This is a genomic window from Paraburkholderia steynii, from assembly GCF_900100565.1.
GTDB classification, from domain to species: domain Bacteria; phylum Pseudomonadota; class Gammaproteobacteria; order Burkholderiales; family Burkholderiaceae; genus Paraburkholderia; species Paraburkholderia terrae.
Map to the genome: position 1 here is coordinate 102,258 of NZ_FNDI01000024.1, position 22,270 is coordinate 124,527.

The following is a 22,270-nucleotide window of genomic DNA, read 5'->3' on the forward strand; positions in this document are numbered from 1 at the left end:
GTTACGCCAAACTTTCTGTTTATTTGTTGCGTGGGGTAAGGAATAGCGCAGTGATGAATAGCGGCGCGCGCTGCACGGGCGACGTCGTGCAAAGGCGGAAAGATGCAGCAAAGAATCGGTAGGATCGTGGTAACGCGTTGAGAGCGAAGGTGGCGGTATCGTGCCGACTCCACCCACCTCTGGTTCTTCGCCATGCTCGAACATATCGATCCCGTCGTACTGGTTGCTGTGTTACGCGCCAGTTCCACGCCGCTTTTCTCCGCCTGGCTGGCCCGGGCCTCTTCATATGAACCGTGGGTCGAAGACACGCGCCTACATCGCGAGCGCGAAGCGGGCGCGCAAACAGGCGCGAGCGAGGTGCGCCATGTCTGAGCGCGAGACACACGTTGTCGATTCGATTGCCGATCTGCAGATGACGGAAGACGGTCTCCACCTGTTGCTTCACGGCAATCAGGCGACCACGGCGATCCACCGTTCCGTGCTCGACCAGTTGCTGGTCGCGCTACCGAATGCGATCGAGCATTCGGACCGGATCATCAACCAGAACGAGCACATGGCTTTTGCGTTTCAGAGCTATGGCTGGGAGATCGGGCGCCTGAACGGCACGCAGACAGCCGTTATTCGCTTCAGGCTTGCGGGCAACATGGGCATTTCGTTTTCGTTGCCGTGTGAGCAGATCGCTCCGTTGATCGAGGCGCTGAGCGGCGTCGCTGCGTCGGCTGGGGCCACCATCGCTCAGGTCAACAGCGACGCCGTGACGTTGCAGTAAGACGCTCGGGACGCATCTTCATTCGGGCCGGCGTCCGCCCGTCAATCAGACGCCACGATTCCGCTTTGATATTCCGCCGAGAAGTCCAGGGCCTCGCGATCAGGCCCATTGCCGCATTGGTGCTTTGCCTGCTCGCGCCAATGCAGGTGTACGCGCAACTCGCGGGCGACGCGGCCAATGCCGAACGTCTCTCCGATGCGTGGAGCTTGCGCATCGCGCCGCAACTCACAGAAGCATCCAGTCCGCCCGATGCAAAACCCGCAACGATCGCATTGGGCGATTCCGTCACAGGCACCGTCGATAGCGACATTTCACTGAAGGGCGCCGCCGAGCTGCGCCGCTATGGTTTCGTCGTGAAAGGCGATGCGCTGCATTACGACCCCGATCACGACATGGCCGATGCATATGGCAGCGTCCGCATTGTTTCGAAGGGCGACGTATTCGATGGACCATTCAGCCAGTTGCGCGTGAACGCCAGCGAAGGCTTTATTGCGCAGCCCAGATACCACTTCTATCTGAACGGAGGATGGGGCAGCGGCAAACGCGCCGACCTGCTCGACAACGAGCGTTCGAAGATCGAAGACGGCACGTACAGCACCTGTGCATGCGAGACGAATCCCGCGTGGTATATCCGCGCGTCTCAATTCACGATGGACCGTGGCGCTGACGAAGGCGTCGCGCGCAATGGCGTACTGTTCTTTCAGAACATTCCATTGCTCGCGAGCCCGTGGCTGTCGTTCCCGCTCGACGGCGCGCGACGCAGCGGCCTGCTGTCGCCGACGTGGTCGATGAGTTCGAAGAACGGCGTGGACATTACCGTCCCTTATTACTTCAACATCGCACCGAACTACGACCTGACCATTGCGCCGCGTTACATGTCGAAGCGCGGCGAAATGCTGAGCGCGGACTATCGGTATCTGACGAGTGCATCGTCCGGTTCGCTAGCGATTGCCTATTTGCCGAACGACATCACGACGCATGAGCGCCGTTATTCGATTGACCTGAATCATGTCTGGAATATCGGCTCCGGCTTCGGCGCTTACGTCAATTACAACCGTGTGTCGGATGCCAATGTGTCGACCGATCTCGGCTCGGGCAGCGCGTTTCCGACCACATCGACGACGCTGTATCAGCAGGAAGCCGGTCTCACGTACAACAGTGGACCGTGGTCGGTGCTCGCGCGCGAGCAGCACTGGCAGTCGTTTTCCAGCGATACGACCTACAACCGCGAGCCGCAGCTCAACGTGCATTACAACCGTTACGACGTCGGTGGCTTCGACTATGGTTTCGAGGCGGACGCGACGCGCTTCACGCTGTCATCGGACGATGCAACGCAAGGCACGCGTTTCGTGTTCAATCCTTTCGTCAGCTATCCGATCGTGCGGCCCGGCTGGTTCTTCACGCCGAAGATCAAATGGCATTTCGCTTCGTACGATCTGACATCGATTGCGTCTGATGCACCCGCAGGGCAGCCGCGCAATGTGAACGTGAACATCCCGACCTTGAGTCTGGACTCGGGCATGACGTTCGAGCGCGCGGTGCGCATCTGGGGAGGCTCGTATATCCAGACGCTGGAGCCGCGTCTCTTTTACGTCTACACGCCTTATCGAAATCAGACTTACGTTCCGCTCTTCGACACGACGGAAGCGGACTTCGGACTGGGCGAACTCTTCAGCGACAACGCGTTTGCCGGTAACGACCGCGTGTCCGACGAAAGCCGCCTGACGGCTGCGCTGACGTCGCGTCTCATCGACGCCGCAACGGGCGATGAACGCGCGCGCTTCGTGATCGCGCAGCGGTACGATTTCAGGCAACCACGCGTGACGCTATACGACACGGAAGACACGGCGAATGTCGCGCGGACCAGCTTGATTGCTGGCAGTTCAATCAAGGTTGGCGCGGGCATCAATGTAGAGAACGCGTTGCAATACAGTCAGGCGAACAACTATCTGACGCAAGGATCGGTCGGCCTGGCGTGGTCGCCGGCGACGGCACATGTGCTCAATATCGCTTACCGGTACACGCGCGCCAACACGACGCTGGACTTTCAGCCCGTGAACCAGTTCATCGTGTCGGGGCAATGGCCGCTCGCAAAGAACCTGGCGAGCGTCGCGCGCGTCAACTACGACATGAGCACGCACCGCCTGATCGCGGGCCTGCTGGGGCTGCAATACGACGCGCAATGCTGGTCGCTCGCGCTCGCGCTCGCGCTGGAAAAGTACACGAACGCGACGGGCAGCACTTCGCCGAGCACGGGCACGCGCGTGCTGATGCAGCTTCAGTTGAAGGGCCTGTCGCGAACCGATCGCGGTCTGCTCGATCAGTTCAAGGCGGACGTGCCCGGCTATTCGTCCGCGCCTGCCGACGAAGCGCCCGTATCGCGCTTTAGCGAATATCAATGACGCGCGCGCAGCGGCGGAAATATTATGTAAGACACGCGCGAAGAACCGGTGCGAAATCCGATACGGATTTGATGCAGTATGTGACGCTTCGTGAAGACGCTACTCCAACATGCAAGTCGTCGTTTGCCTGACCTCGTTCAATCGCACGGATTGCGCGCGCATTTCGATGGAGATCATCAAGCTGAACTGGCCGCGCAAGTGGCCCGTCGTGCATGCGTGCGCGGATGCGAGCTATACACGCTACATCGAGGACATTCTGGTCATGCGCGAGCCGAAGCCGCTGACGCGCGGCGCGCATGATCTGCTCGTCGCGTCGATGGAGACGGCCGTCACGAAGTTGAAAGCGGATTATGTTATCCACCTCGAAGCCGATACGTGGATCTTCGATCAGAACGTGATCGTGCGTTATCTGGAGAGGCTCGAAAAATCGCCGCACGCGCTTGTCGCGGCATCGTCGTGGAGCACCGATCGCGTGCCGGAATGGAGCCGCTCGGATGACATGCGAAGAAGGCTGCGCGCGCGCCTCGCACTGTGGTTGAGACGGTGCGGATCGCGTTACGGGATACGCGACCGCAAATCCCTGTCGACCCAGTTCTTCATCGCAAAGTGTACGCCCGCGATGCTCGATGTCATCCGTTCATTGCATCCCGGTGATAAAGACATCCTCGAAAAGCGGCTTTACGAAGGCATGATTCAACGCTTCGGGCGACGCGCCGTGCTCGGCATGGATGAGCGCGAACCTGTGCATCCAGATTTCAGGGATGTTTGCGAGCCGTTGAGTCTCGTCTGTCATCACTGGCCGAGTGCGGCCGACGCGCCCCGTCACGACGCATTCGACCGCTTGCGCGGCAAAAAGGAATGGCTGCAAGCCGCCAACCTGCGCACGCACGGGCCACACATGAAGCGTCTTCTGTCGGAAACGGACCTGAGCTACTATAACGGCGACGCAAAACGGACGGGCTGATCATGGACGCCGTTGTCACACGTCGATCAGGCTTTCAGATTCTTTATCGCGTAAGGCATGTGTGGGCCCGGCGCGATTCGATTGCGCGCCGCTAGGGCTGTAGCGACATGCGGTGCTTCCAGCGTAATAGTTGGAAAGATTGCGCAAATCCTGCGTGACAGGCCCAAACCTATAATGCGTTGCGGTCAAATACGGCGGCACGCGACGCCAGATCCACGTCATTCACCGAGAGCAACAACCATGCAGCACGCCAACGATTCGGCTTTGAACGTAGCGGTGACGACGTCGCCGGCGTTGGGCGACTCGCTGCTGCTGATGACCGTCGCGCGTAATCTGCAATTGAGCGGCAAGACAGTCACCGTGTTTAGCCAGCACATGCGGGCGTTGCGCGACTGGTTTCCCGGGATCGATATCCAGCCCGCCTTGCGCGACGACGATGCCGACGCGATGCTGCGCCCGTTCGATACCGTCATCCAGCTTCACGCCAACCGCCCGGTGCCGCGCCTCGAGCAGCGCCATCCGGACGCACTCGTGCTGGAGCATCTGTGCCGCGCACCTTCTACGGAACCGATGGCGAGACGCCTCGCGCAATTTTGCCGCGAGTCGCTGCGCCTGCATCATGCGGAGCCGGGCAATGGCCTCGCGGTTCCGGCAGGGCTGATTCATCGCAAGCATCGTTTGCGCGTGGCAATCCATCCGACGGCCAGCACGCCGGACAAGCGCTGGCTCGCGCCGCGCTTCGTGCGTCTTGCGCTGGAGCTGAAAGCAAAGGGCTTCGAGCCGCATTTCATCGTGACCGACGAAGAGCGCGCCGATTGGGAACACGTGCAACAGCACGGCATCGGCTTGCCGCGCCTCGGTACGCTCGATAACGTCGCCGCGTGGCTCGTAGAAAGCGGCTGGTTCATCGGTAACGATTCGGGCATTGGTCATCTTGCGTCGTGCCTTCGGGTGCCGACGCTGTCGCTCTTCATGCGCAAGGGCATCGCGCGCACATGGCGTCCGGGCTGGGGGGCGGGCAAGGTGCTGGTCGGCGGCGCGTGGCTGCCGACGGGCCGGCTCAAGGAGCGCTGCTGGAAGTACGCGCTGTCGGTGAACCAGGTGCTGCGCGCATTCCAGCAATTGCAACGCGAGGCGGCCTGACGTGGACGCGAGATTGCCGGAGAGCGTGCGCCTCGCTTCGATCAGGCGAGTCGCGTTCGTGATGTCGAATGCAATCGGCGATTCGCTGGTTTCGATGGTGATCGTGCAGAACCTGCGCGCAAGCGGTATCGATGTCTGCGTGTTCGGCACGCCGATTTACGCGCTGCGACACTGGTTTCCTCATGTCGAGATTCATCCGCTGCCACGCGAGGCGGATTGCGCCACACGCCTCGAAGCATTCGACGCCGTCTTGCAGATGCATCGGCATCAGCCGTTTGCGCATCTTGCGGGCGCGCATCCTCATGTGATCGATCTGCACGATATCGAGTATGCCGATGCGCACGGCTGCATGGCGGAGCGCTTCGCGCACTTTTGCCGTACGCGCTTCGGTATCGTTACCGGCACGACAGAGAACGGCATCACGGCACCCGCGACGTTGAAGCATCGACGGTATCGGCATCGCGTCGTGATTCATCCCGAAGCCAGCACCGACGACAAGCGCTGGTCGCGCGCGCGTTTCATCGCGCTGGCGAGGCGCCTGCAGGCGCTCGGTTACGAGGTGTGCTTCGTGATTGCGCCCAACGAGCGGGCACGCTGGAGCGAACTCGACAGGCTCGGCATCGCCGCGCCTGCATTCGACGATCTGCATGCGCTCGCGTGCTGGCTTTATGAGTCGGGCTGGTTCATCGGCAACGATTCGGGCATCGGCCATCTGGCGTCGAATCTGTCCGTCCCGACCATCAGCCTGTTCCGCCGCAGAGCCGTGGCCGAGCGCTGGCGGCCGGCGTGGGGCACCGTGCGCGTCGTATTGCCGTGGCAATGGCTGCCGACGGCGCGGCTGAAGGAAAAGTTCTGGCGCGAGGCGCTGACGTGTCGACGCGTTGTTGCTGTGTTCAGGCAATTGGCGGAGCAGGGCTAAAGAACGCGCGATGTGTCCTGACATCAGAAGCGCGATGACTTGCCAGTGCCGTTTGGTAATCGAACAAAAAGCATGAAAATCGGATTGTCGTGCAATGCACTGAAGTACAGCGGGGGCCTCGAACGCTATGCGATCGAGGTGACACGGGGACTCGTCGCGGCCGGGATCAAGCTGGCCGTGTTCGGCCGCGCGTTCGATCCGAAGTTGCCGGAAAGCCGCCTCGTCGAACCGCATCGGATCAACGTGTCTTTCCTGCCTGGGAAGTGGCGGGACGAATGGTTTTCGCGGCGCCTGAGCACGATGCGGCGTGACGCGAAAGTGGACGTGCTGATCGGCTGCAATCGGGTCGAAGCCTCGGAGATCGCGATTTGCGGCGGCACGCATCTGGGTTTTCTCAGCGCGACAGGCCGCGCGCCATCGTTCTTCGATCGCCGGCAGATTGCGCTGGAACGCCGTCAATACCGGCGCGCGCGTTTTGTGGTCGCGCATTCGCCGCAGATGCGCGACGAATTGCGGCTGCTGTACGGCGTCGACGACGCGAAGATCCGCGTGCTGTATCCGCCCGTCGACAACGGCCGCTTCTCGCCCGTCGCCGACGATGAGCGGCGCGCGTTGCGCAAACGTCTCGGTTTCGCCGACGACGAAATCGTGCTGCTGTTTCCATCGAGCAGTCACGAGCGCAAGGGACTGCCGTTGATCGAAGCCGCATTGCGCGATCTCGACCTGCCCATCGTTGTCGCGGTGGCGGGGCGTCCGCCCGAACGCACGTCGCCGCGGCTGCGCTATATCGGCTACGTGAACGCGATCGAAGACGGCTACCGCGCAGCCGATTATACGATCCTCGCGTCGAGCTATGAGCCGTTCGGCCTCGTCGGTGTGGAGTCGGCGATGTGTGGCACGCCCGTGATCCTGTCGCCGAATATCGGCTGCCACGATGTGATCGCGCCGCAGGCCAAGCTCGTGTTCGCGCCGAACGATGTCGACAGCTTGCGCCGCGTGCTCACGCACGCCGTGCGCAGCGCGCGGGAAGAGCCGCATCTGCGGCCGACGTTTTCAAGCGATGCGGTGCTGTACGACGCGTGCATCGCGCGGCATGTGTCGGATCTGCTTGCGCTGGCGGATCAGGTTGGGTTGGCAGCGGCTTAAGGCGCAGGGCTACAAGGGCAATAAAGATTCATGAGCGCCGCGCGTCGCGTATTTGTCGACAATGTGGATGAAGCGAAGCCTAACGCGCGTCGGCAACGCGTCGCGCCGGCGTCTTCGTGCGCAGGTTGCGCAGCGTCAGCAGCGCGAGCAGGCCCATCACGAGAGCCGTGAAAAGATAGAGACCGGCCGGCCCGGCGATCGCCATCATCGCCGACGCGAGCGTTGGTCCGCCGCTCGCGCCGAGCGAGAAGATCAGCAAGAGGCCGGCGCTGACGGCGATCCGCTCGTCGGCGGGAACGCAGTCGTTCACATAGGACGTGACCACGCCATACAAAGAGAACGCCACGGCGACATACAGATAACCAAGTGCTTCGATCAGCACGCCGTCGCGCAACATGAACAGCAAGACGCTCAGCGAACCGGCGAGCGCGGCGAGGCACAGCAGCACCTTGCGCCGGTCGAACAGATCGGCAAGCCGCGCGACGGGCCATTGCGGCACGAGCGCCGCGAGCAGCGCGAAGCCCATGAAGTGCGACACGTCCGGCACCGAATAGCCGACGCGCCGCATGAACACCGGCTGCATCGTGTAGAACGCGCTGTTGAGCAGGCCCGCCGCGAGGCATGCGACGACGCCGAGGGGCGCCCATCGGTAGATGGTCTGCAAACCCGACAGGCCGCGCGCGAGCCGCGCGCCGCAGGAAGCGCCTGCATGGGTGTCGTGCGCGGCGATCGGGCCGGGCGCCGTGCCCGCCAGCGCAACGGGAATCAGCGACGCGGTGAACAGCGCGGCGACGGCGCTGAACAGTTCGAAGCCCGCCGGGTCCGCGAGGCCGATCAGAAACTGGCCGATGCCGACGCCCAGATAATTCGTGATCAGATAGGCCGAGAACACGCGACCGCGCTGCGCGTTGCTCGCAACCTGATGCAGCCAGCTTTCGACCACGGTGAAAATGCCCACGAGGCAAAAGCCCGTGATGAAGCGCAGCGCCACCCAGACCGCGTCCGCGTCCCACACCGCATAGCCGAGCGAGCAACAGGCGGACGCCGCCGCGAAGGTGACGAACGCGCGGTGATGGCCGACGCGCCCGATCAATGAGCCGCCATACACGGCACCCAGCATGAAGCCGACGTAATACGCGGACTGCACGACGCCGACGACGATCGACGGCGCCTGCTGCTGGATGAGCCGCAGCGAGATCAGCGTGCCAAGCAGGCCGTTGCCCGTGATGAGAATGGCGTAGCCGAGCAGCAGGATGGCAGTGGCGCGCAGGCTGCCGACGGGAGGCGGCGCGGGAACGGGCGTGACAGGCGTGCCGAGAGCCGGGCCGCCGTCGACGAAATCGGCGAGGGGCTGCGTGTTGTGCAGGGGGAATGCGCCGCACGGCTGGGTCGCCGGATCGTGTGCCTGTTTCATGCTTGCTCGGTGTGGTTCGTCTCTCGCGGCACCCGGATGGCGACGGTTTGCGGCTTCGTCTGATCGAATGTAGCGGGCCGCCGAACGGCTGGCATGGCAAGAATACGACATCGGTTTGCGATAAACCGACTTTCTTTCGCGCGAGGCAAGCGGGCAGCACGATCCGCACGGCGGCGCTACCATGAACGCTCGCTGCGCCCCCAACGTCGTCTGTCGATCGCCTGAAAAGGAGCCGCCGATCATGCCGAAGCACGTGAGTACCGAACTGCTGGACATCGCCTATGAGGAGTCCGGCCATGCCGAAGGATGGCCCGTCGTGCTGCTGCACGGCTTTCCCTACGACATTCACGCCTACGACGAAGTCGCGCCATTGCTCGCCGCGCAGGGCGCGCGCGTGATCGTGCCGTATCTGCGCGGCTACGGGCCGACGCGCTTCCTTTCTGCCGATACGCTACGCTCCGGCCAGCAGGCCGCGCTCGCCGCCGACCTGCTCGCGTTGCTCGACGCGCTGCAGATCGAACGTGTGTTGCTCGGCGGCTACGACTGGGGCGGGCGCGCCGCTTGTATCGTCGCCGCGCTTTATCCGGAGCGCGTGCAGGGGCTCGTCACGGGCAACGGCTACAACCTCCAGGACATTGCGGCGTCAGGCAAGCCAGCATTGCCGGAAGACGAACTGCGTCACTGGTATCAATATTATTTTCACGGCGAGCGCGGTCGCGCCGGTCTCACCGAAAATCGCCGCGCGCTGTGCCGTCTGCTATGGACGCTCTGGTCGCCGACCTGGCGTTTCGACGACGCATGCTACGCGCAGACGGCCGCATCGTTCGATCACCCGGATTTCGTCGATGTCGTGATTCATTCGTACCGACATCGCTATGCGCTGGTGGCCGGCGATCCGCGCTACGACGCAATGGAGCGGCAGCTCGCCGCGCAGCCGCCCATCTCCGTGCCGACGATCTCGCTCGACGGCAGCGCCGACGGCGTGATGGGAATCGGCGGGAACGCGCATCATGCGCCGCATTTCACGGGGCCGTACGTGTACCGCGTGATTGACGACGCGGGCCACAACCTGCCGCAAGAGGCGCCTGCCGCATTCGCCGACGCGCTGCTCGCCGTGCGCACGCACGCCTGACAAAAGCGCGCCTCTTTACTGCCGCGTTCGACACGTCCGCGCGCAGCGTGTGGTAACTTTTAACGCTTCAATTCCCTACACAAGAGCGTTGATATGAAAGTCGCCGTAATGGGCGCGGGCGCGGTGGGCTGCTACTACGGCGGCATGCTGGCGCGCGCGGGACACGAAGTGGTATTGATCGGACGCCGCCAACACGTCGAGGCTATCGAGCGGAGCGGTCTGCGCCTCGAAGCGCAATCGTTCGACGAGCGCATTCCTCTCGCCGCAAGCACGCAAGCGAGTGCGGTGCAGGGTGCGAAGCTCGTGCTGTTCTGCGTGAAATCCACGGATACGCAAAGCGCGGCGCTGGAGATCAAGCCGTTTCTCGCGCCTGACACGCTCGTCTTGTCGCTGCAGAATGGCGTCGAAAACGCGGACGAAGTGCGCAAGGTCATTACGCAGCAGGTGGCGGCCGCCGTGGTCTATGTCGCGACGGAAATGGCCGGGCCGGGGCACGTGCGGCATCACGGACGCGGCGAGCTGGTGATCGAGCCGTCCAATTCAAGCGCGGAGGTCGCGCAGGCGCTGATCGCGGCCGGCGTGCCCACCGAAATCTCCGACAACGTGCGCGGCGCTTTGTGGGCGAAGCTGATCCTCAACTGCGCTTACAACGCGTTATCGGCGATCACGCAGTTGCCTTATGGGCGGCTAGTGAAAGGCGAGGGCGTGACAACCGTGATGCGCGATATCGTCGACGAGTGTCTTGCTGTCGCGAAGGCCGATGGGGTCACGATTCCCGGCGACATCGACAAGGCCGTGCGCATGATCGCCGAGACGATGCCGGGGCAGTATTCATCGACGGCGCAAGATCTGTCGCGCGGCAAGCGCAGCGAGATCGATCACCTGAACGGACTGATCGTGCGGCGCGGCGACGCGCTCGGCGTTGCGACGCCGTCGAATCGCCTGCTGCATACGCTCGTCAAACTGATCGAAAGCAAATAGCGAACGGCGCGTGCCGTACACGCGCCGTGTGCCACCTTGCTATTCAGCGTTCGCCAGATAGTCGAACGCGACCTCGCCGATATCGAGCGTGAGATTGGCGACGACCTGGCGCGCGCCGACCACGCGCCGCACGGGCAGATCCGCAACGGGCGCGAGCGCATGGGGCCGCAATTCGAGCGCAGCCGGTCCCGCCCACGCGCCGAGCACCGTCACGTCGCGCAAGAAGAAGCGCACCAGTTCGCACACGCGCGCGGTCCCGTCGACGTGCGGGATCACCTTCAACAGATAGTTCGGCGTGTCGGCGAGCTTCGCGCGCTCGGTTTCCATGTCGAGCGTCCAGTGCTTGTAACCCATCGTGCCCGTTGCGATGCGTTGCGTGCCGTAATCGAGCGTGCCGAGCAGTGTGTCGTTGCCGTCCACACTGATATGCGGGCGCGCGAGTTTCTTCGGAAAGCCCCAGATTTCGCGGCCTGCCGCGATCGGGCCTTCGTCGTCCAGATACATTGAATGCGTGTAGTTGCCGAGCCGGCCATCCGCGTCGCGCACGGAAATGACCTGGCCGCTTTCGGTGTAGTCGCCGAACCCCGATGAATCGGGCATGCGAATAAATTCGTAATGCACCAGCGCGTTTTCCGGCTTGAGCGGTGCCGGCACGGCAGCGGCGATCGCATCAGGATCGGACTCGTACGAAATAATGAAGTACTCGCGATTCACGAATCGAAACGGCGGACGCGGAAAGGCGGGATTGTGTACGGGCATTGCAAACGCGTTTTTGCGGATCGAATCCAGGTCCATGGACGTTCTCCCGGTAGGCAGCGCACACTGCGCGCGTCAATAGTAAAGCGATTGCGCGCGCAGCGGTGTGTCCGTTCGATGGCAATTTTCCTGTATGCCCGCCACTGCCCTAAGGTCGTGCGAACAGCCGCGTGCTAGCGGTGCGCGAGAATGTTGACGAGCTTGCCGAACGGGTCGCGCACATAAAAGCGCCGCACGCCCCACGGTTCGTCGACAGCACCGTATTCGATCGCAAAGCCGGCGGCCTGCATGGCTTCACAGGCGGCGTCCACGTCGTCGACTTCGATCGACAGGTCGGGCACGGGCGTGTCCGAGCCGCCTTGCTGCGCGAAGCTGATTTGAACTGTCATGGACTGGTCCGTACCGTAGGTGCGAATCCAGCCGTGATCCATCAGCAGGTCGAGGCCGAGAACCTCCTGATAGAAGCGCTGAGCGCGCGCCGCGTCCTGCACTTCGATGTTCGAGACGATGCGCTTGACCTTCATCGGCAATCCTCGCGTGATCCGTTATTGAAGCGCCTGTTCTTCACGGTACAACGCCATCTCTTCGGCCAATGCTCTCGCCACATGCGGACGCTGCACGATGCGATGGTAATACGTATCGATAGCGGGCCATTGCGCGAGATCGACGTCGCAATACTTTGCCCAGTTCAACACGGTCGTCAAATAGGCATCCGCGACCGTGAAGCGCTCGACGAGATACTCATTCGCCGACAGGTGCGTCTGCAAATAGTCGAGCCGCCGCGTAACTTTTCGACGCGCGTAATCATGCGGTGCGGCCGGATCAAGCAGCGGCACGAAAATGCCCTTGTGCAATTCGGTGCTGATAAAACCGAGCCATTGCTGAAGCTGCGCGCGTTGCGGGGTGCCTGGCAAAGGCGCCAGTTGCGCTGCCGGAAACTGATCCGCGACGTACGGCAGGATAGCCGTGTTCTCCGTCAATAGCCAGCCTTCGTCCGTGCGCAACACGGGCACCTGGCCGAGTGCGTTGACTGGATAAAAATCGGAGCCGTCGCGCAGCTTCTTCTGTTTCGTATCCACCTGAATGAAGCCAGCCTGCGCGCCAGCTTCGTACAACGTGATGCGCGTGGCGAGCGAACACGCGAGCGGCGAAAAGTACAGATCCATAACGACGTCTCCTCCCGATCAATGGATGGTTTTTGTACTATAGTGGACAAAAATCGGAGATGCCAATATTTATATGCGAGACAGTACAAAAAGTGAGAAGCGCGCACGCGGAAGGCCTCGCGCCTACGATGCCGACGATGCGCTCAGCAACGCCACCGATGCATTCTGGCTGGGCGGCTATTCGGGCACGTCGCTCGATACGCTGAGCGATGCGACGGGCATGAATCGCCCCAGCCTGTATGCCGCGTTCGGCGACAAGCATTCGCTTTATTTGAGCACGCTGGACCGTTACGTCGAAGCCGGTGTGCAGGCAATGCATCTTGCGTTGCGCGACGATATTCCGTTGGCGCAGGCGTTGGAACGGGTCTACGACGGCGCGCTCGCGCTTTATCTGCCCACTGGCGGCGAGCCACGCGGATGCTTTCTGATCGGCACGGCCGTGGTCGAATCGAAAGTCGATGAAACCGTACGCACCAGATTGGCGCAAGGCCTCAAATCCTTCGATCGCGCATTCGAGAAGCGCATCCGGCGTGCGCAAACGGACGGCGAGCTTTCAGCCAGCGCGGATGCCGCGGTGCTCGCGCGCGTCGCGTCGGCGATTCTGCACAGTCTTGCATTGCGTTCGCGCGCGGGCGATTCGCGCGCCTCGTTACGAGCGACGGCTGCCGAAGGTGTCGCGCTGATTTGTGGTGCGCGCAACGACACTGCAAAAGCCACATCAATGACAGGTGCGCGAAAACGGTTAGAGAAACAATAAACATGGCTTTGCATGGCGGTCGTTCAAATGGAGTTGGCGGGTACAGCGCTTGCACTATTGGACGTGTACTACCTACTTCATGGAGGAAGTCATGAAACTGCTCAAGCACGCTGCCATTCTTGCCACCGTCATGGGTGTTTCCGCTACGGCTTTTGCACAAACGACTGTCCAGCCGAACGAGCCCGCAACGCGCGGTGAAGTGAGGCAGGACCTGATGAACGTCGAGAGCCAGGGCTATCGTCCGGGCGATGGCGACCGCACGGACTATCCCGCTAACGCGCAAGCTGCCGAACGCCGTCTGTCAGAGCAGCAAGGGCAGGGCGAAAGCTACGGCGGCGTGGTGAACGGTACGGCGGCGTCGGGCATGGCGACGCAGCCGATGGGTTCGCGTTCCAACGACGGCGCGAAGGGTGTCTACTTCGGTCAGTAACTGGCGTTGTGTGAAGACGTAAGCCGAGACGGGGTCGCATGCCTCGTCAAGGCGTGGCTAACGCGCGCCGTAGGCGAACGCTTCGCTTCACGCGACGAAAAAAAAGCCCGCTCGAAAGCGGGCTGAAAATGCGCCTGACGCGGGGATCGCGTCCGGTTTCCTACAACTGTATGTCGCGCGTCGCCCGATCAGGCGGCGCGCGAACCGCTCGTCGCGCTGCGTGTCATCACGTTGACATTGCTCTCGGCCGTTTGGACCGCCTGCTGAGCCGTTTTCCAGACACTTTCATAGAATGCGTTCGCTGCCGTTATCGCTGAGTTCATCGCCGTCACCGCGACCTCTGCGCCTGCGGGCGCGCGCTGTGCAGCGTCGCCAAACTCGGCTTGCACCGTGCTGATCTGCTTTTCGTATTGCGCCGTCGCGTGCTTGACGATGGCGGCCTGCGTCCCGGCGATGATGTCGAACACCTGGCGGTTATAGAGCGCGGCACGTTCGATAACCGACAAATCGCCGCGGCTGGCGGCAGCGATGCCCGGCGCCTCACCATTGGCGAGCGCGTTCATCGCGCGTTGTGTGTTGTCGCGCAAGACGCGCAAGTTCAACTGAACGAGCTTCTCAAAGCCGCTGACCGTCTCGTTCGTCATATTGAAGAACGTCTGAACCCCGGCTTTCTGTGCAGCAGTCAGTTCGTCGATGGTCGTGAGCATCGAATGGCCTCGCAAGGTTGAATGCACGAAACGGCCGGCTAGCGTCGATGTGATCGTAGTTCGACGCCCGCTGGTCAAATGGAAGTTGCCGCTGGCTGCCTGTCGCTTGTCTGAGCGTGACCCGGCAGCGTCATAGGGGCGCGCCGCCCAGACGAGCCAGCAGCGCGTGTCCACGGTCCGTGAGACGCGGCGTCACACTGGCCTCGGGCAATTCAATGGTGATGAACTCGCGGTCGGCCAGCGCGAGCAGATCGGCCTGATCGAAATCGGACTGGGAGGTCGCGTTCTTGATCAGCATGAGCGTTGAAAATTCGTGTGGGCTCAGCACGGGTATCTCCTGAAAGGCGCAGCGCCTGCGCTTGCTGACATTAGTGATCTGCAAATGCCTTTGCAGCCAGCAAATATGTTTGGACGTTTTTAGCCCGAACCATGCTTATGGCATCGACGGGGTTCTCATCCTAATGCGGCGGATTTTAAATTTCAATCGGAATTAACAGTATGCCGCAAAGTACTTTTGTCGGATGGATGTGCAGCAAGTATTTCGTGTGTAAATCAGGTGTCCAGGAAAATACTGCTGACTTGCCTTCGCGAAAGTGGCGGTTAGGCGCTAGCCCTTTACCGACAAGGCCAAACCGCCTACTCATGGCGCATTTATACGTACGATCATGCTTTAAAACGTTTTCCACGCGCCCGATGCGGAACGCTAATCATAGATAAAATCCAGCTTTAAAGATGAATGGCCCGGCGCGCTACGAATAAATAATATTAATCATACGTGGCCCCTTAATGATTGATCGAACTGGTTAATCACCACGTGTTTGTCGGACCGTCTCCGACGGCGGATTTTTACTGGAGCGTGCCCCTCGCGTCGCTCGATACACCGCGCACCAACCCCTAAAGCCCCGCCGTTCGCGCCCTTTCTCGTACGTGGCGATATTCTCCGTGCTATTTTTCTACCCGTCAGGCTGCGCGCGAGATGCAGCCGGCAGTCGGAACGCGCTGACGCCGTTCCGTTCGATTGGGCAACGTCTGTCGCAGCAGACGGTGTTGCCGCCAAACAATGACAGGGCACAGGAAATGGACCGCTTTGAGGCAATGGAGATCTTCACTCGCGTGGTGGACGCGAACAGCTTTTCGAAGGTATCGGAAATGCTCGATTTGCCGCGCGCAAAGGTGAGCAGGACGATTCAGGCGCTCGAGGAGCATGTCGGCGTGCGCCTGCTGAACCGTTCGACGCGGCAGGTGAGCGTGACGGAAGACGGCGCGCTGTTCTATGAGCGGTGCGTGCGCATCCTCGCCGAAGTGGCGGACGCCGAATCGTCGCTGTCGAACAAGCGGGAAAGTCCGGCGGGCACGATTCGCGTCGATACGTCGGGCACGCTTGCGCGCGCGCTGCTGCTGCCTTCGCTCGACGACTTCTATGAACGCTTTCCGGAAATCGACGTGCGCCTCGGTCTCGCGGATCGCAATATCGATCTGATCCAGGACGGCGTGGATTGCGTGATCCGCATGGGCATGCTCGAAGAATCGAGCCTGGTTGCCAAGCGCATCGGCAGCGCGCGCATCGTCACGTGCGCGTCGCCCGCCTATCTGGAACGGCACGGCACGCCGAAGACGCTCGAAGAACTCAGCGAGCATCAGGCCGTGAACTACGTATCGGCGCGCTCGGGCAGAACGTTCCCGTTCGAGTACAACGTCGGCGGCGAAGTCGTGAAGGTACAGATGAAGAGCGTGCTCGCCGTGAACGACGGCTCCGTCTATATCAACGCAGCCGCACTGGGTCACGGCATCATCCAGCCGTCGCGCTTCATGGTGTCCGAGTTGATCCGGCAGGGCGCGCTGACCGAAATCCTCACCGACTTTGACAGCCCGACGACGCCGCTCTCCGTCGTCTACCCGCATCGCCGCAATCTCAGTTCGCGGCTGCGCGCGTTTGTCGATTGGGTATCGGAGATCGCGCACAAGAATCCCGATCTGCGCAGCAAGCAGGACTGACCGGGGTCTTTTTTGCCTGCTGCGTTAGCAGCGACCGCACGCAGCAGGCAGGTCAATTCAAACGTACTTCATGGGCTCGGCGGGATGCGGTGCATCTTCATACGCGCCCCAGATCGACTGATCGAAGTTGACGATCGAGCCCGTCATCAAGCCCGATTCGCTGCTGGCCAGAAATGCGACGGCACGCGCTGCCTCGGCCGGGTCGATCAGACGGCCGAACGGCTGCGCGGCGGCGGCCTGTTTTAGCCAGTCGTCGGCGGCGCCATGGAACTCGCGTTGAATGCGGTCTTCGCCATCTGACGCCATCCAGCCAAGATTCAATCCATTCACGCGGATGCGATTGCGCAACAGCGCATACGCGGTGTTTTGCGTGAGCGTCGCGAGCGCGGCTTTCGATGCGCAATACGCGGAGATGAAGGGCTGCCCGGCCATCGCCGACATCGAGCCGATATTGACGATCGTGCCTTCGATCCGCTCGCGCAGCATCACGCGTATCGTCTCCTGCATCAGAAAGAACGGCGCGCGCACATTGGTTGCGAACATGCGGTCGAACAGCGCGGGATCAGTATCGAGTATCGTGCCGCGATCGGTGAGCGCCGCTGCGTTGACGAGGATATCGACACGGCCGAAGTGCTGATCGGCGGCAGCGACGACCTTGCGGCAATCATCGACATTCGCGAGATCCGCCTGCACGAACACGACCTTTGCACCGCGCGCCTCACCAAGCCGGCTCAGCTCGCGCGCTTTCGCTTCGCCTTTTTCTTTCGCGCGTCCGCAAATCACGACGCCGCGTGCGCCGCGTTCGACGAACAACGCGGCAATCGCTGCGCCCAGGCCCTGCGATCCGCCTGTGACGATCGCGACCTTCGAATCGAGTTGCTCCATGCACTGTCTCCTTCAACGTTGTACTGCGATGGATAGTGGATATCTCGGCTTGCTGCGCGCGCGGCGTCGATGCGATCATGGTGCGTATGCCGACTACAACGAAGCCAGCCATGTCCGAGACGCGCCGCCGCAAGACGAGCATGACTGACATTGCCCGCGCAGCGGGTGTCAGCGAGGCGACAGTCGATCGGGTATTGAACGGGCGCGGCGGCGTTTCGCGCGACAAGGAAACGCGCGTGCTCGAATGGGCGCGCAAGCTGAAGATCGATCGCGCGCTCGAAGCGGTGTCGGTGCGCTGGTTGCGCATCGCGATCCTGTTGCAGCAGCCTGTCGCGCAGTATTACGTGCATCTGAAGCAGGGCTTCGAACTTGCGCAAAAGACCTTCGAAGCGCAGCGTGTGATTTGCGCCGTCACGTACTTCGACAGCCTCGAGCCGCAGGCCGTCGTCGAGACGATCGAGCGCGCGACGCGCAAGGCCGATGCGCTCGTGATCGTCGCGTATGAGCACCCGGATATCACGGCTTCGCTGCGTCACCTGAGCCACAGGATGCCCGTCGTGACGCTCGCGAGCGATCTGCCCGGCACGGGCAGGCTCGCTTATGTGGGCATCGACAACCGCTGCGCGGGGCGTGTCGCAGGCGAGCTGATGGGCCGCTTTCTCGGCGACGCGGGCGGCAAGGTGCTCGTGATGACGGGCATGCATGACTTTCTCGGCCATGAAGAACGCGAAAGCGGGTTTCGCTCTGTGGTGCGGCGGCGTTTTCCGAATTGCGACATCGTCGAGACCGTGGAGAGCCGCGAGCAATCGTCGATCACCGAAAGTCTCGCGCGCGACGCGTTTCGCCGCTATCCGGATCTGCGCGGCATCTACAACATCTCGGTTGGCGACGAAGGCATCGGCAACGTGTTGCGCACGCTCGACCGTGTTCACAAGACCGTGCTGATCGGGCACGAACTCAACGACACGTCGCGGCGTTTGCTGATCGAAGGCGTCCTCGATGCGGTGCTCGACCAGAACCCCGTGGGCGAAGCGTTGCATTCGATCGAAGTGATCCTGCGTCACTATCATCGCGATCCCGGCGTGGCGTTGGCGCAGCAGATTCCCGTAACGGTGCTGCTGCGCGAGAACCTGCCGCTTACGGACTAGCGGCGAGTGCAGTCGCTTCTTCTTGCGCCACTTCGTTCCACAACTCGCGTATCCAGTCGCGCATCAAAAGCGATTCGGCCCAGCGGTCTGTCGTATCGTTGCCGTCGCGACCGATGATCGCGTAAGGCTTCGGCCCGAGTTCGCAGGTGAAGACGAGCGTGTCGTCGGGTCCGGCGCGCTTGCGCCACGACACGAAACCGTCGCGCCACCAGCGCAGGAACAGATCGACCCACATGCGATGCGGCTCGAACGAGATTTCAATCTGCACCTGCTCGCGGCTCGCGACGCGTCCATGAAACGCCCACGAGTGATCGATGATCCGTTGCATCGCCGCTTCGTTTTCTTCGTTCACGGGCCACGCGAATTCACGGCCGACGAGGTAATGCGACAGATCCCCAAGCAGACGCAGATCGGGCCGCGCGTCGAGCAGATCGAGCGTGAAGTGCAGGTCGGTGGTCATGCGGTCGCGATGCGTTTCGATGTAGACAGGAATGTCCACCTGTTCCGCGAGCCGCTGCCAGCCGTCGATCAATTCGAGCGCATCGGCAATGCGGCGTGGCCGCACGTCCGGTTGCAGGTCGATATGGTGCGCGCCGAACTCGACAGCGTGTTCGAGTATCGGGCACAGGTCTTCGACGGTACGCGGAAAGCACTGAGCTTCCGCTTGCAGACCATGTTGCGCGAGTACTTGCGAAAGACGCCGCACCTCTTCGCGCGAACCGTACGATGTACTCACGCCTTCGAAACCCGCTTGCGCGATCATCGCGACGTTCTCTTCGAGCGTGCGCTCGAAGCCGTCGGTATGACGCCGCTCCATCGCCCACAGCGACTGATACACGGCGAGCCGTTGCGTCATAGCGCCTCCGCAGCGACGAGTCCCTTCAGTTTGACGCTGCGATCTTCAAGTAACGCAGGCTCGATACAGGCGCGCTGCCCGATCAAGGTCTGCGCGACGCGCACATCGCGCGCAATCTCGCTGACCTTGCCGACGCCGCTTGCGCCGACCAGCACGCCGTCGCGATCGAGCGCGAAGAAAATGCGCGACGTGTCGCCCGTTTCGCGCACCACGCTCTCTACGCCGAACGCGGGCAGGCCGGCAATCTGGATCGTCATGTCGTACTGATTCGACCAGAACCACGGCACTTCCGAATACGTTTCGCCGCGCTCCAGCATGTTGCGCGCGACGATGCGCGCGTGATCCTCGGCGTTCTTCCAGCATTCGAGCCGGATGCGCCGCCTGAACAGACGGTGCGGGAACGAGCACACGTCGCCCGCCGCGAAGATATGCGGGTCGTTCGTGCGCAAGGTGTCGTCGACGGCAATGCCGTCCGCGACGTCGATGCCTGCCGCTTCCGCGAGTTCCGTGCGCGGCTTCACGCCAATGCCGACCACGACGCAATCGCAGTCGATCTGCGTGCCGTCCTTGAGCTTGACGCCCGTTACATGCGTGCTGCCCAGCAGCCGTTCGATCTGCGCGGCGAAATGAATTTTCACGCCCATCTGGCGGTGCCTGTCGATCAGATAGCCCGCCACGACTTCCGGTACCGCGCGCATCAACGCGCGCGCGCCGGCTTCGATGACGACCACTTCACAGCCCCGCGCCACAGCGGACGCGGCCACTTCAAGGCCGATGAAGCCCGCGCCGACAATCGCAATGCGCCGTGAAGGCTGCAGTACTTCGGCGAGCGTGTTGGCATCGCTTGCAGTGCGCAGCAGATGCACGCCATCGAGATTCGCGCCCGGCACGTCGAGCCGCCTTGGCTCGGCACCTGTCGCGATCAGCAGACGCTGATAGTCGATCGTGCGTGCGTCGCGCAACACGACCTTGCGCGCGCCGCGATCGATCTGCTGCACGCAGGCATCGACGCGCAAGTCGATGCGCTGGTCGCGATAGAACGCGTCGTCGTAGAACGCGCATTGCGCGGTGCTGCGTTCGCCGAGCAGCACGGCTTTCGACAGCGGCGGCCGGTCGTAGGGCGCCGAGCCTTCATTACCGAGCAGCGTGATCTCGCCTTCCCAGCCGTTTTCGCGCAGCGCGGCTGCCGTGCGCACGCCGCATTGGCCTGCACCGATTATCACCATTGCGGGCTGTGTGCTCATGATGCGTCCTGTACGGGAAGACCGAGCAGAACTTCGCCATCTTCGACGCGTACCGGATAGGTCTTCAGATGCACGCAAACGGGCGCGCTCTTCGCCTTGCCGCTCGGAATGTCGAAGCGCCCTTGATGCAGCGGACATTCGATCTCGCGATTGACGACGAAGCCATCGGCGAGATGCGCATGCTCATGGGTACACCAGCCATCGGACGCGTAGTAGCCTTCCGCGATGCGATACACCGCGTAGCTCGCGCCATCGTGATCGAAGCGCATCACGTCTTCCTCGTCGATATCGTCGGGTGCGCAAGCGGCAATCCAGTGGACCTTTGCATTCGTTTCGACGCTCATGGCTATCTCCTCCAATGTTCTTTGTGCGTTGGTCGCGGCGCTCACGCTGCGGGAAGGGGCCGCTCGATCACGTGAGTCGGGTCGGTGCGCTGCTTCCACAACGCGGGCAGCATCTCGCGATACACGGCATACACGCTCGGGTAAGCGGGCGGCAACTGGTCCTTGATCGCTTCGTGAAGGCGCGGCAGCGCATGGAACGGCACCATCGGCAGCAGATGATGTTCGAGGTGATAGTTCATGTTCAGATAGAGAAAGCGGAACACGAAGTTGGTCTGCACGGTGCGCGTGTTCAGCCGATGGTCCTTCACGTTGACAGCGAGCCCCGCATGCTGCGTGAGGCCGAGCAGCTGATGCAGCCAGCCGCCGTAGAAGCGCGGCGTCCATACGAACATCAGCGGCAGGAAGCTGTGCGTTGCGATTGCGAGCGCAATCGTGCCGATCACGACAGCCAGATAGATGCGGCACGACCAGATCATTTTCGGTTTTTCGCTCGCGGGCAGAAACGCGTCGGTGGCGGCGTCGACGCGGCCGAACGCATGACGCACGATCTTGCCGATTTCGAGCGTGCAGCCGACCAGCCCCACGAAATCCACGATGATGGGCAGCACTTTGGTCGGGCGCGTCACCTGGATCTCAGGGTCGCGCGCCTGGAAGTACGTGTGCGTGTGATGGCGCGCATGGCTCCAGCGCCACCAGTAGCCTTCGCGGATCGTCATGAACGACGACAGGTGATAGAACGCGTCGTTGATCCAGCGCGTCTTGAACGGCGTGCCGTGGGACAGCTCATGCCAGCGCGCGTCGCTCGACGAATAGATCGTGCCGTACACGAAGAATGCAGGCACGGCCCACCAGGTTCCCCATGTGAAGGCAGCGACCGCGCCGGACGCCACGAGCAACGCGAACCACGGAATGAAATTGCGCAGGCCCGCCGCATCGTCGCGCTTCATCAGTTCCTTGAGCACCGCGCGCGGAATGCGCGGCTGATACCACTGCTCGGCGATGCGCGCGTCGAAGGAGGGATCGGTGGGACTGGGCGTGGCGGTGCTGCCGCCGTCGACGGCAGAGCTCGAGGACATGAGTCGTCTCCTTCTTTGTGATTGCGGGAATCCCAT

At 62.1% G+C, this 22,270-nt stretch carries 24 protein-coding genes; 13 read left to right on the forward strand and 11 right to left on the reverse strand.

All coding sequences use genetic code 11. The features are described from left to right. Positions 1-192 precede the first annotated feature (192 nt). From BLT65_RS33410 to BLT65_RS33440, 7 genes are all read left to right on the forward strand, one after another. The gene (locus tag BLT65_RS33410) at positions 193-372 is read left to right on the forward strand and encodes a hypothetical protein (protein WP_091786265.1); all 180 of its coding nucleotides are present in this window, start codon (positions 193-195) and stop codon (positions 370-372) included. After that, positions 365-769, forward strand: coding sequence for a hypothetical protein (locus BLT65_RS33415; RefSeq protein ID WP_167306594.1), 405 nt, complete (start codon positions 365-367; stop codon positions 767-769). The genes BLT65_RS33410 and BLT65_RS33415 overlap by 8 nt, the downstream gene beginning before the upstream one ends. 116 nt (positions 770-885) lie before the next feature. After that, positions 886-3,171 carry an LPS-assembly protein LptD gene (locus BLT65_RS33420; RefSeq protein WP_091786271.1) on the forward strand — a complete coding sequence of 762 codons (2,286 nt, stop codon included), beginning with the start codon at positions 886-888 and terminating at the stop codon, positions 3,169-3,171. Between the two features lie 109 nt (positions 3,172-3,280). Further along, entirely contained in the window at positions 3,281-4,135 is an 855-nt protein-coding gene (locus tag BLT65_RS33425; protein WP_091786274.1) for a hypothetical protein, read from the forward strand. 240 nt (positions 4,136-4,375) lie between these two features. Next, positions 4,376-5,278: a glycosyltransferase family 9 protein gene (locus BLT65_RS33430; RefSeq protein WP_091786277.1), complete on the forward strand. Its 903-nt coding sequence runs from the start codon at positions 4,376-4,378 to the stop codon at positions 5,276-5,278. 1 nt (position 5,279) lies between these two features. Then, positions 5,280-6,197: a glycosyltransferase family 9 protein gene (locus BLT65_RS33435; protein ID WP_091786281.1), complete on the forward strand. Its 918-nt coding sequence runs from the start codon at positions 5,280-5,282 to the stop codon at positions 6,195-6,197. 72 nt (positions 6,198-6,269) lie between these two features. Then, positions 6,270-7,343: a glycosyltransferase gene (locus BLT65_RS33440; RefSeq protein ID WP_091786284.1), complete on the forward strand. Its 1,074-nt coding sequence runs from the start codon at positions 6,270-6,272 to the stop codon at positions 7,341-7,343. Positions 7,344-7,422: 79 nt separating this feature from the next. Here BLT65_RS33440 and BLT65_RS33445 read toward each other — a convergent pair whose 3' ends face one another. Further along, the gene (locus BLT65_RS33445; protein WP_091786287.1) at positions 7,423-8,757 is read right to left on the reverse strand and encodes an MFS transporter; all 1,335 of its coding nucleotides are present in this window, start codon (positions 8,755-8,757) and stop codon (positions 7,423-7,425) included. A 241-nt stretch (positions 8,758-8,998) separates the two neighbouring features. On the opposite strand from BLT65_RS33445, the gene BLT65_RS33450 reads away from it, so the two are divergent. Beyond that, on the forward strand, positions 8,999-9,889 hold the full coding sequence (locus tag BLT65_RS33450; RefSeq protein WP_091786290.1) for an alpha/beta fold hydrolase: 891 nt from the start codon (positions 8,999-9,001) through the stop codon (positions 9,887-9,889). A gap of 93 nt (positions 9,890-9,982) precedes the next feature. Then, positions 9,983-10,870: a ketopantoate reductase family protein gene (locus tag BLT65_RS33455; protein ID WP_091786294.1), complete on the forward strand. Its 888-nt coding sequence runs from the start codon at positions 9,983-9,985 to the stop codon at positions 10,868-10,870. A gap of 39 nt (positions 10,871-10,909) precedes the next feature. On the opposite strand, the gene BLT65_RS33460 is transcribed toward BLT65_RS33455, so the two are convergent. From BLT65_RS33460 to BLT65_RS33470, 3 genes are all read right to left on the reverse strand, one after another. Beyond that, entirely contained in the window at positions 10,910-11,665 is a 756-nt protein-coding gene (locus BLT65_RS33460) for an acetoacetate decarboxylase (protein ID WP_042309966.1), read from the reverse strand. 134 nt (positions 11,666-11,799) lie between these two features. Continuing rightward, positions 11,800-12,150 carry a VOC family protein gene (locus tag BLT65_RS33465; RefSeq protein ID WP_091786297.1) on the reverse strand — a complete coding sequence of 117 codons (351 nt, stop codon included), beginning with the start codon at positions 12,148-12,150 and terminating at the stop codon, positions 11,800-11,802. Between the two features lie 21 nt (positions 12,151-12,171). Further along, a complete protein-coding gene (locus tag BLT65_RS33470; RefSeq protein ID WP_091786300.1) occupies positions 12,172-12,792 on the reverse strand; it encodes a glutathione binding-like protein in 621 nt (206 codons plus the stop codon). A 73-nt stretch (positions 12,793-12,865) separates the two neighbouring features. On the opposite strand from BLT65_RS33470, the gene BLT65_RS33475 reads away from it, so the two are divergent. Both BLT65_RS33475 and BLT65_RS33480 read left to right on the forward strand, forming a co-directional pair. After that, on the forward strand, positions 12,866-13,549 hold the full coding sequence (locus tag BLT65_RS33475; RefSeq protein ID WP_091786303.1) for a TetR/AcrR family transcriptional regulator: 684 nt from the start codon (positions 12,866-12,868) through the stop codon (positions 13,547-13,549). Positions 13,550-13,640: 91 nt separating this feature from the next. Next, positions 13,641-13,979, forward strand: a complete 339-nt coding sequence (locus tag BLT65_RS33480) for a DUF4148 domain-containing protein (protein ID WP_091786306.1) — start codon at positions 13,641-13,643, stop codon at positions 13,977-13,979. A gap of 188 nt (positions 13,980-14,167) precedes the next feature. On the opposite strand, the gene BLT65_RS33485 is transcribed toward BLT65_RS33480, so the two are convergent. Together BLT65_RS33485 and BLT65_RS33490 are read right to left on the reverse strand one after the other, a co-directional pair. After that, positions 14,168-14,686 (reverse strand): phasin family protein, encoded by a 519-nt coding sequence (locus tag BLT65_RS33485; protein WP_042309958.1) that lies wholly within the window; start codon positions 14,684-14,686, stop codon positions 14,168-14,170. Positions 14,687-14,816: 130 nt separating this feature from the next. Beyond that, positions 14,817-14,984, reverse strand: coding sequence for a hypothetical protein (locus BLT65_RS33490; RefSeq protein ID WP_244186832.1), 168 nt, complete (start codon positions 14,982-14,984; stop codon positions 14,817-14,819). 779 nt (positions 14,985-15,763) lie between these two features. Between BLT65_RS33490 and BLT65_RS33495 the strand changes: the two genes are divergently transcribed. Beyond that, positions 15,764-16,681 carry a LysR family transcriptional regulator gene (locus BLT65_RS33495; RefSeq protein ID WP_091786386.1) on the forward strand — a complete coding sequence of 306 codons (918 nt, stop codon included), beginning with the start codon at positions 15,764-15,766 and terminating at the stop codon, positions 16,679-16,681. A 57-nt stretch (positions 16,682-16,738) separates the two neighbouring features. Here BLT65_RS33495 and BLT65_RS33500 read toward each other — a convergent pair whose 3' ends face one another. Further along, the gene (locus BLT65_RS33500; RefSeq protein WP_091786309.1) at positions 16,739-17,566 is read right to left on the reverse strand and encodes an SDR family oxidoreductase; all 828 of its coding nucleotides are present in this window, start codon (positions 17,564-17,566) and stop codon (positions 16,739-16,741) included. A 110-nt stretch (positions 17,567-17,676) separates the two neighbouring features. Here BLT65_RS33500 and BLT65_RS33505 point away from each other — a divergent pair, with 110 nt between their 5' ends. After that, positions 17,677-18,714, forward strand: a complete 1,038-nt coding sequence (locus tag BLT65_RS33505; protein WP_091786389.1) for a LacI family DNA-binding transcriptional regulator — start codon at positions 17,677-17,679, stop codon at positions 18,712-18,714. On the opposite strand, the gene BLT65_RS33510 is transcribed toward BLT65_RS33505, so the two are convergent. Genes BLT65_RS33510 through BLT65_RS33525 form a run of 4 tightly spaced genes read right to left on the reverse strand, consistent with a single transcriptional unit; the run spans position 18,704 to position 22,234 of the window. Then, positions 18,704-19,570, reverse strand: a complete 867-nt coding sequence (locus BLT65_RS33510; protein ID WP_091786311.1) for a sugar phosphate isomerase/epimerase family protein — start codon at positions 19,568-19,570, stop codon at positions 18,704-18,706. The genes BLT65_RS33505 and BLT65_RS33510 overlap by 11 nt on opposite strands. Beyond that, positions 19,567-20,814 carry an NAD(P)/FAD-dependent oxidoreductase gene (locus BLT65_RS33515; protein ID WP_091786313.1) on the reverse strand — a complete coding sequence of 416 codons (1,248 nt, stop codon included), beginning with the start codon at positions 20,812-20,814 and terminating at the stop codon, positions 19,567-19,569. The genes BLT65_RS33510 and BLT65_RS33515 overlap by 4 nt, the downstream gene beginning before the upstream one ends. Continuing rightward, positions 20,811-21,158, reverse strand: coding sequence for a MocE family 2Fe-2S type ferredoxin (locus BLT65_RS33520; RefSeq protein ID WP_042309950.1), 348 nt, complete (start codon positions 21,156-21,158; stop codon positions 20,811-20,813). Before BLT65_RS33520 ends, BLT65_RS33515 begins: the two co-directional genes overlap by 4 nt. A 41-nt stretch (positions 21,159-21,199) precedes the next feature. After that, positions 21,200-22,234 carry a fatty acid desaturase gene (locus BLT65_RS33525; protein WP_091786315.1) on the reverse strand — a complete coding sequence of 345 codons (1,035 nt, stop codon included), beginning with the start codon at positions 22,232-22,234 and terminating at the stop codon, positions 21,200-21,202. Positions 22,235-22,270: the final 36 nt, after the last annotated feature.

Bases quoted from the DNA above. Each gene is read 5' to 3' on its own strand.
- BLT65_RS33410 (WP_091786265.1), top strand. From the start codon at position 193: ATGCTCGAACATATCGATCCCGTCGTACTGGTTGCTGTGTTACGCGCC.
- BLT65_RS33415 (WP_167306594.1), top strand. From the start codon at position 365: ATGTCTGAGCGCGAGACACACGTTGTCGATTCGATTGCCGATCTGCAG.
- BLT65_RS33425 (WP_091786274.1), top strand. From the start codon at position 3,281: ATGCAAGTCGTCGTTTGCCTGACCTCGTTCAATCGCACGGATTGCGCG.
- BLT65_RS33430 (WP_091786277.1), top strand. From the start codon at position 4,376: ATGCAGCACGCCAACGATTCGGCTTTGAACGTAGCGGTGACGACGTCG.
- BLT65_RS33440 (WP_091786284.1), top strand. From the start codon at position 6,270: ATGAAAATCGGATTGTCGTGCAATGCACTGAAGTACAGCGGGGGCCTC.
- BLT65_RS33445 (WP_091786287.1), bottom strand. From the start codon at position 8,757: ATGAAACAGGCACACGATCCGGCGACCCAGCCGTGCGGCGCATTCCCC.
- BLT65_RS33450 (WP_091786290.1), top strand. From the start codon at position 8,999: ATGCCGAAGCACGTGAGTACCGAACTGCTGGACATCGCCTATGAGGAG.
- BLT65_RS33455 (WP_091786294.1), top strand. From the start codon at position 9,983: ATGAAAGTCGCCGTAATGGGCGCGGGCGCGGTGGGCTGCTACTACGGC.
- BLT65_RS33460 (WP_042309966.1), bottom strand. From the start codon at position 11,665: ATGGACCTGGATTCGATCCGCAAAAACGCGTTTGCAATGCCCGTACAC.
- BLT65_RS33465 (WP_091786297.1), bottom strand. From the start codon at position 12,150: ATGAAGGTCAAGCGCATCGTCTCGAACATCGAAGTGCAGGACGCGGCG.
- BLT65_RS33470 (WP_091786300.1), bottom strand. From the start codon at position 12,792: ATGGATCTGTACTTTTCGCCGCTCGCGTGTTCGCTCGCCACGCGCATC.
- BLT65_RS33475 (WP_091786303.1), top strand. From the start codon at position 12,866: ATGCGAGACAGTACAAAAAGTGAGAAGCGCGCACGCGGAAGGCCTCGC.
- BLT65_RS33480 (WP_091786306.1), top strand. From the start codon at position 13,641: ATGAAACTGCTCAAGCACGCTGCCATTCTTGCCACCGTCATGGGTGTT.
- BLT65_RS33485 (WP_042309958.1), bottom strand. From the start codon at position 14,686: ATGCTCACGACCATCGACGAACTGACTGCTGCACAGAAAGCCGGGGTT.
- BLT65_RS33490 (WP_244186832.1), bottom strand. From the start codon at position 14,984: ATGCTGATCAAGAACGCGACCTCCCAGTCCGATTTCGATCAGGCCGAT.
- BLT65_RS33495 (WP_091786386.1), top strand. From the start codon at position 15,764: ATGGACCGCTTTGAGGCAATGGAGATCTTCACTCGCGTGGTGGACGCG.
- BLT65_RS33500 (WP_091786309.1), bottom strand. From the start codon at position 17,566: ATGGAGCAACTCGATTCGAAGGTCGCGATCGTCACAGGCGGATCGCAG.
- BLT65_RS33505 (WP_091786389.1), top strand. From the start codon at position 17,677: ATGTCCGAGACGCGCCGCCGCAAGACGAGCATGACTGACATTGCCCGC.
- BLT65_RS33510 (WP_091786311.1), bottom strand. From the start codon at position 19,570: ATGACGCAACGGCTCGCCGTGTATCAGTCGCTGTGGGCGATGGAGCGG.
- BLT65_RS33515 (WP_091786313.1), bottom strand. From the start codon at position 20,814: ATGAGCACACAGCCCGCAATGGTGATAATCGGTGCAGGCCAATGCGGC.
- BLT65_RS33520 (WP_042309950.1), bottom strand. From the start codon at position 21,158: ATGAGCGTCGAAACGAATGCAAAGGTCCACTGGATTGCCGCTTGCGCA.
- BLT65_RS33525 (WP_091786315.1), bottom strand. From the start codon at position 22,234: ATGTCCTCGAGCTCTGCCGTCGACGGCGGCAGCACCGCCACGCCCAGT.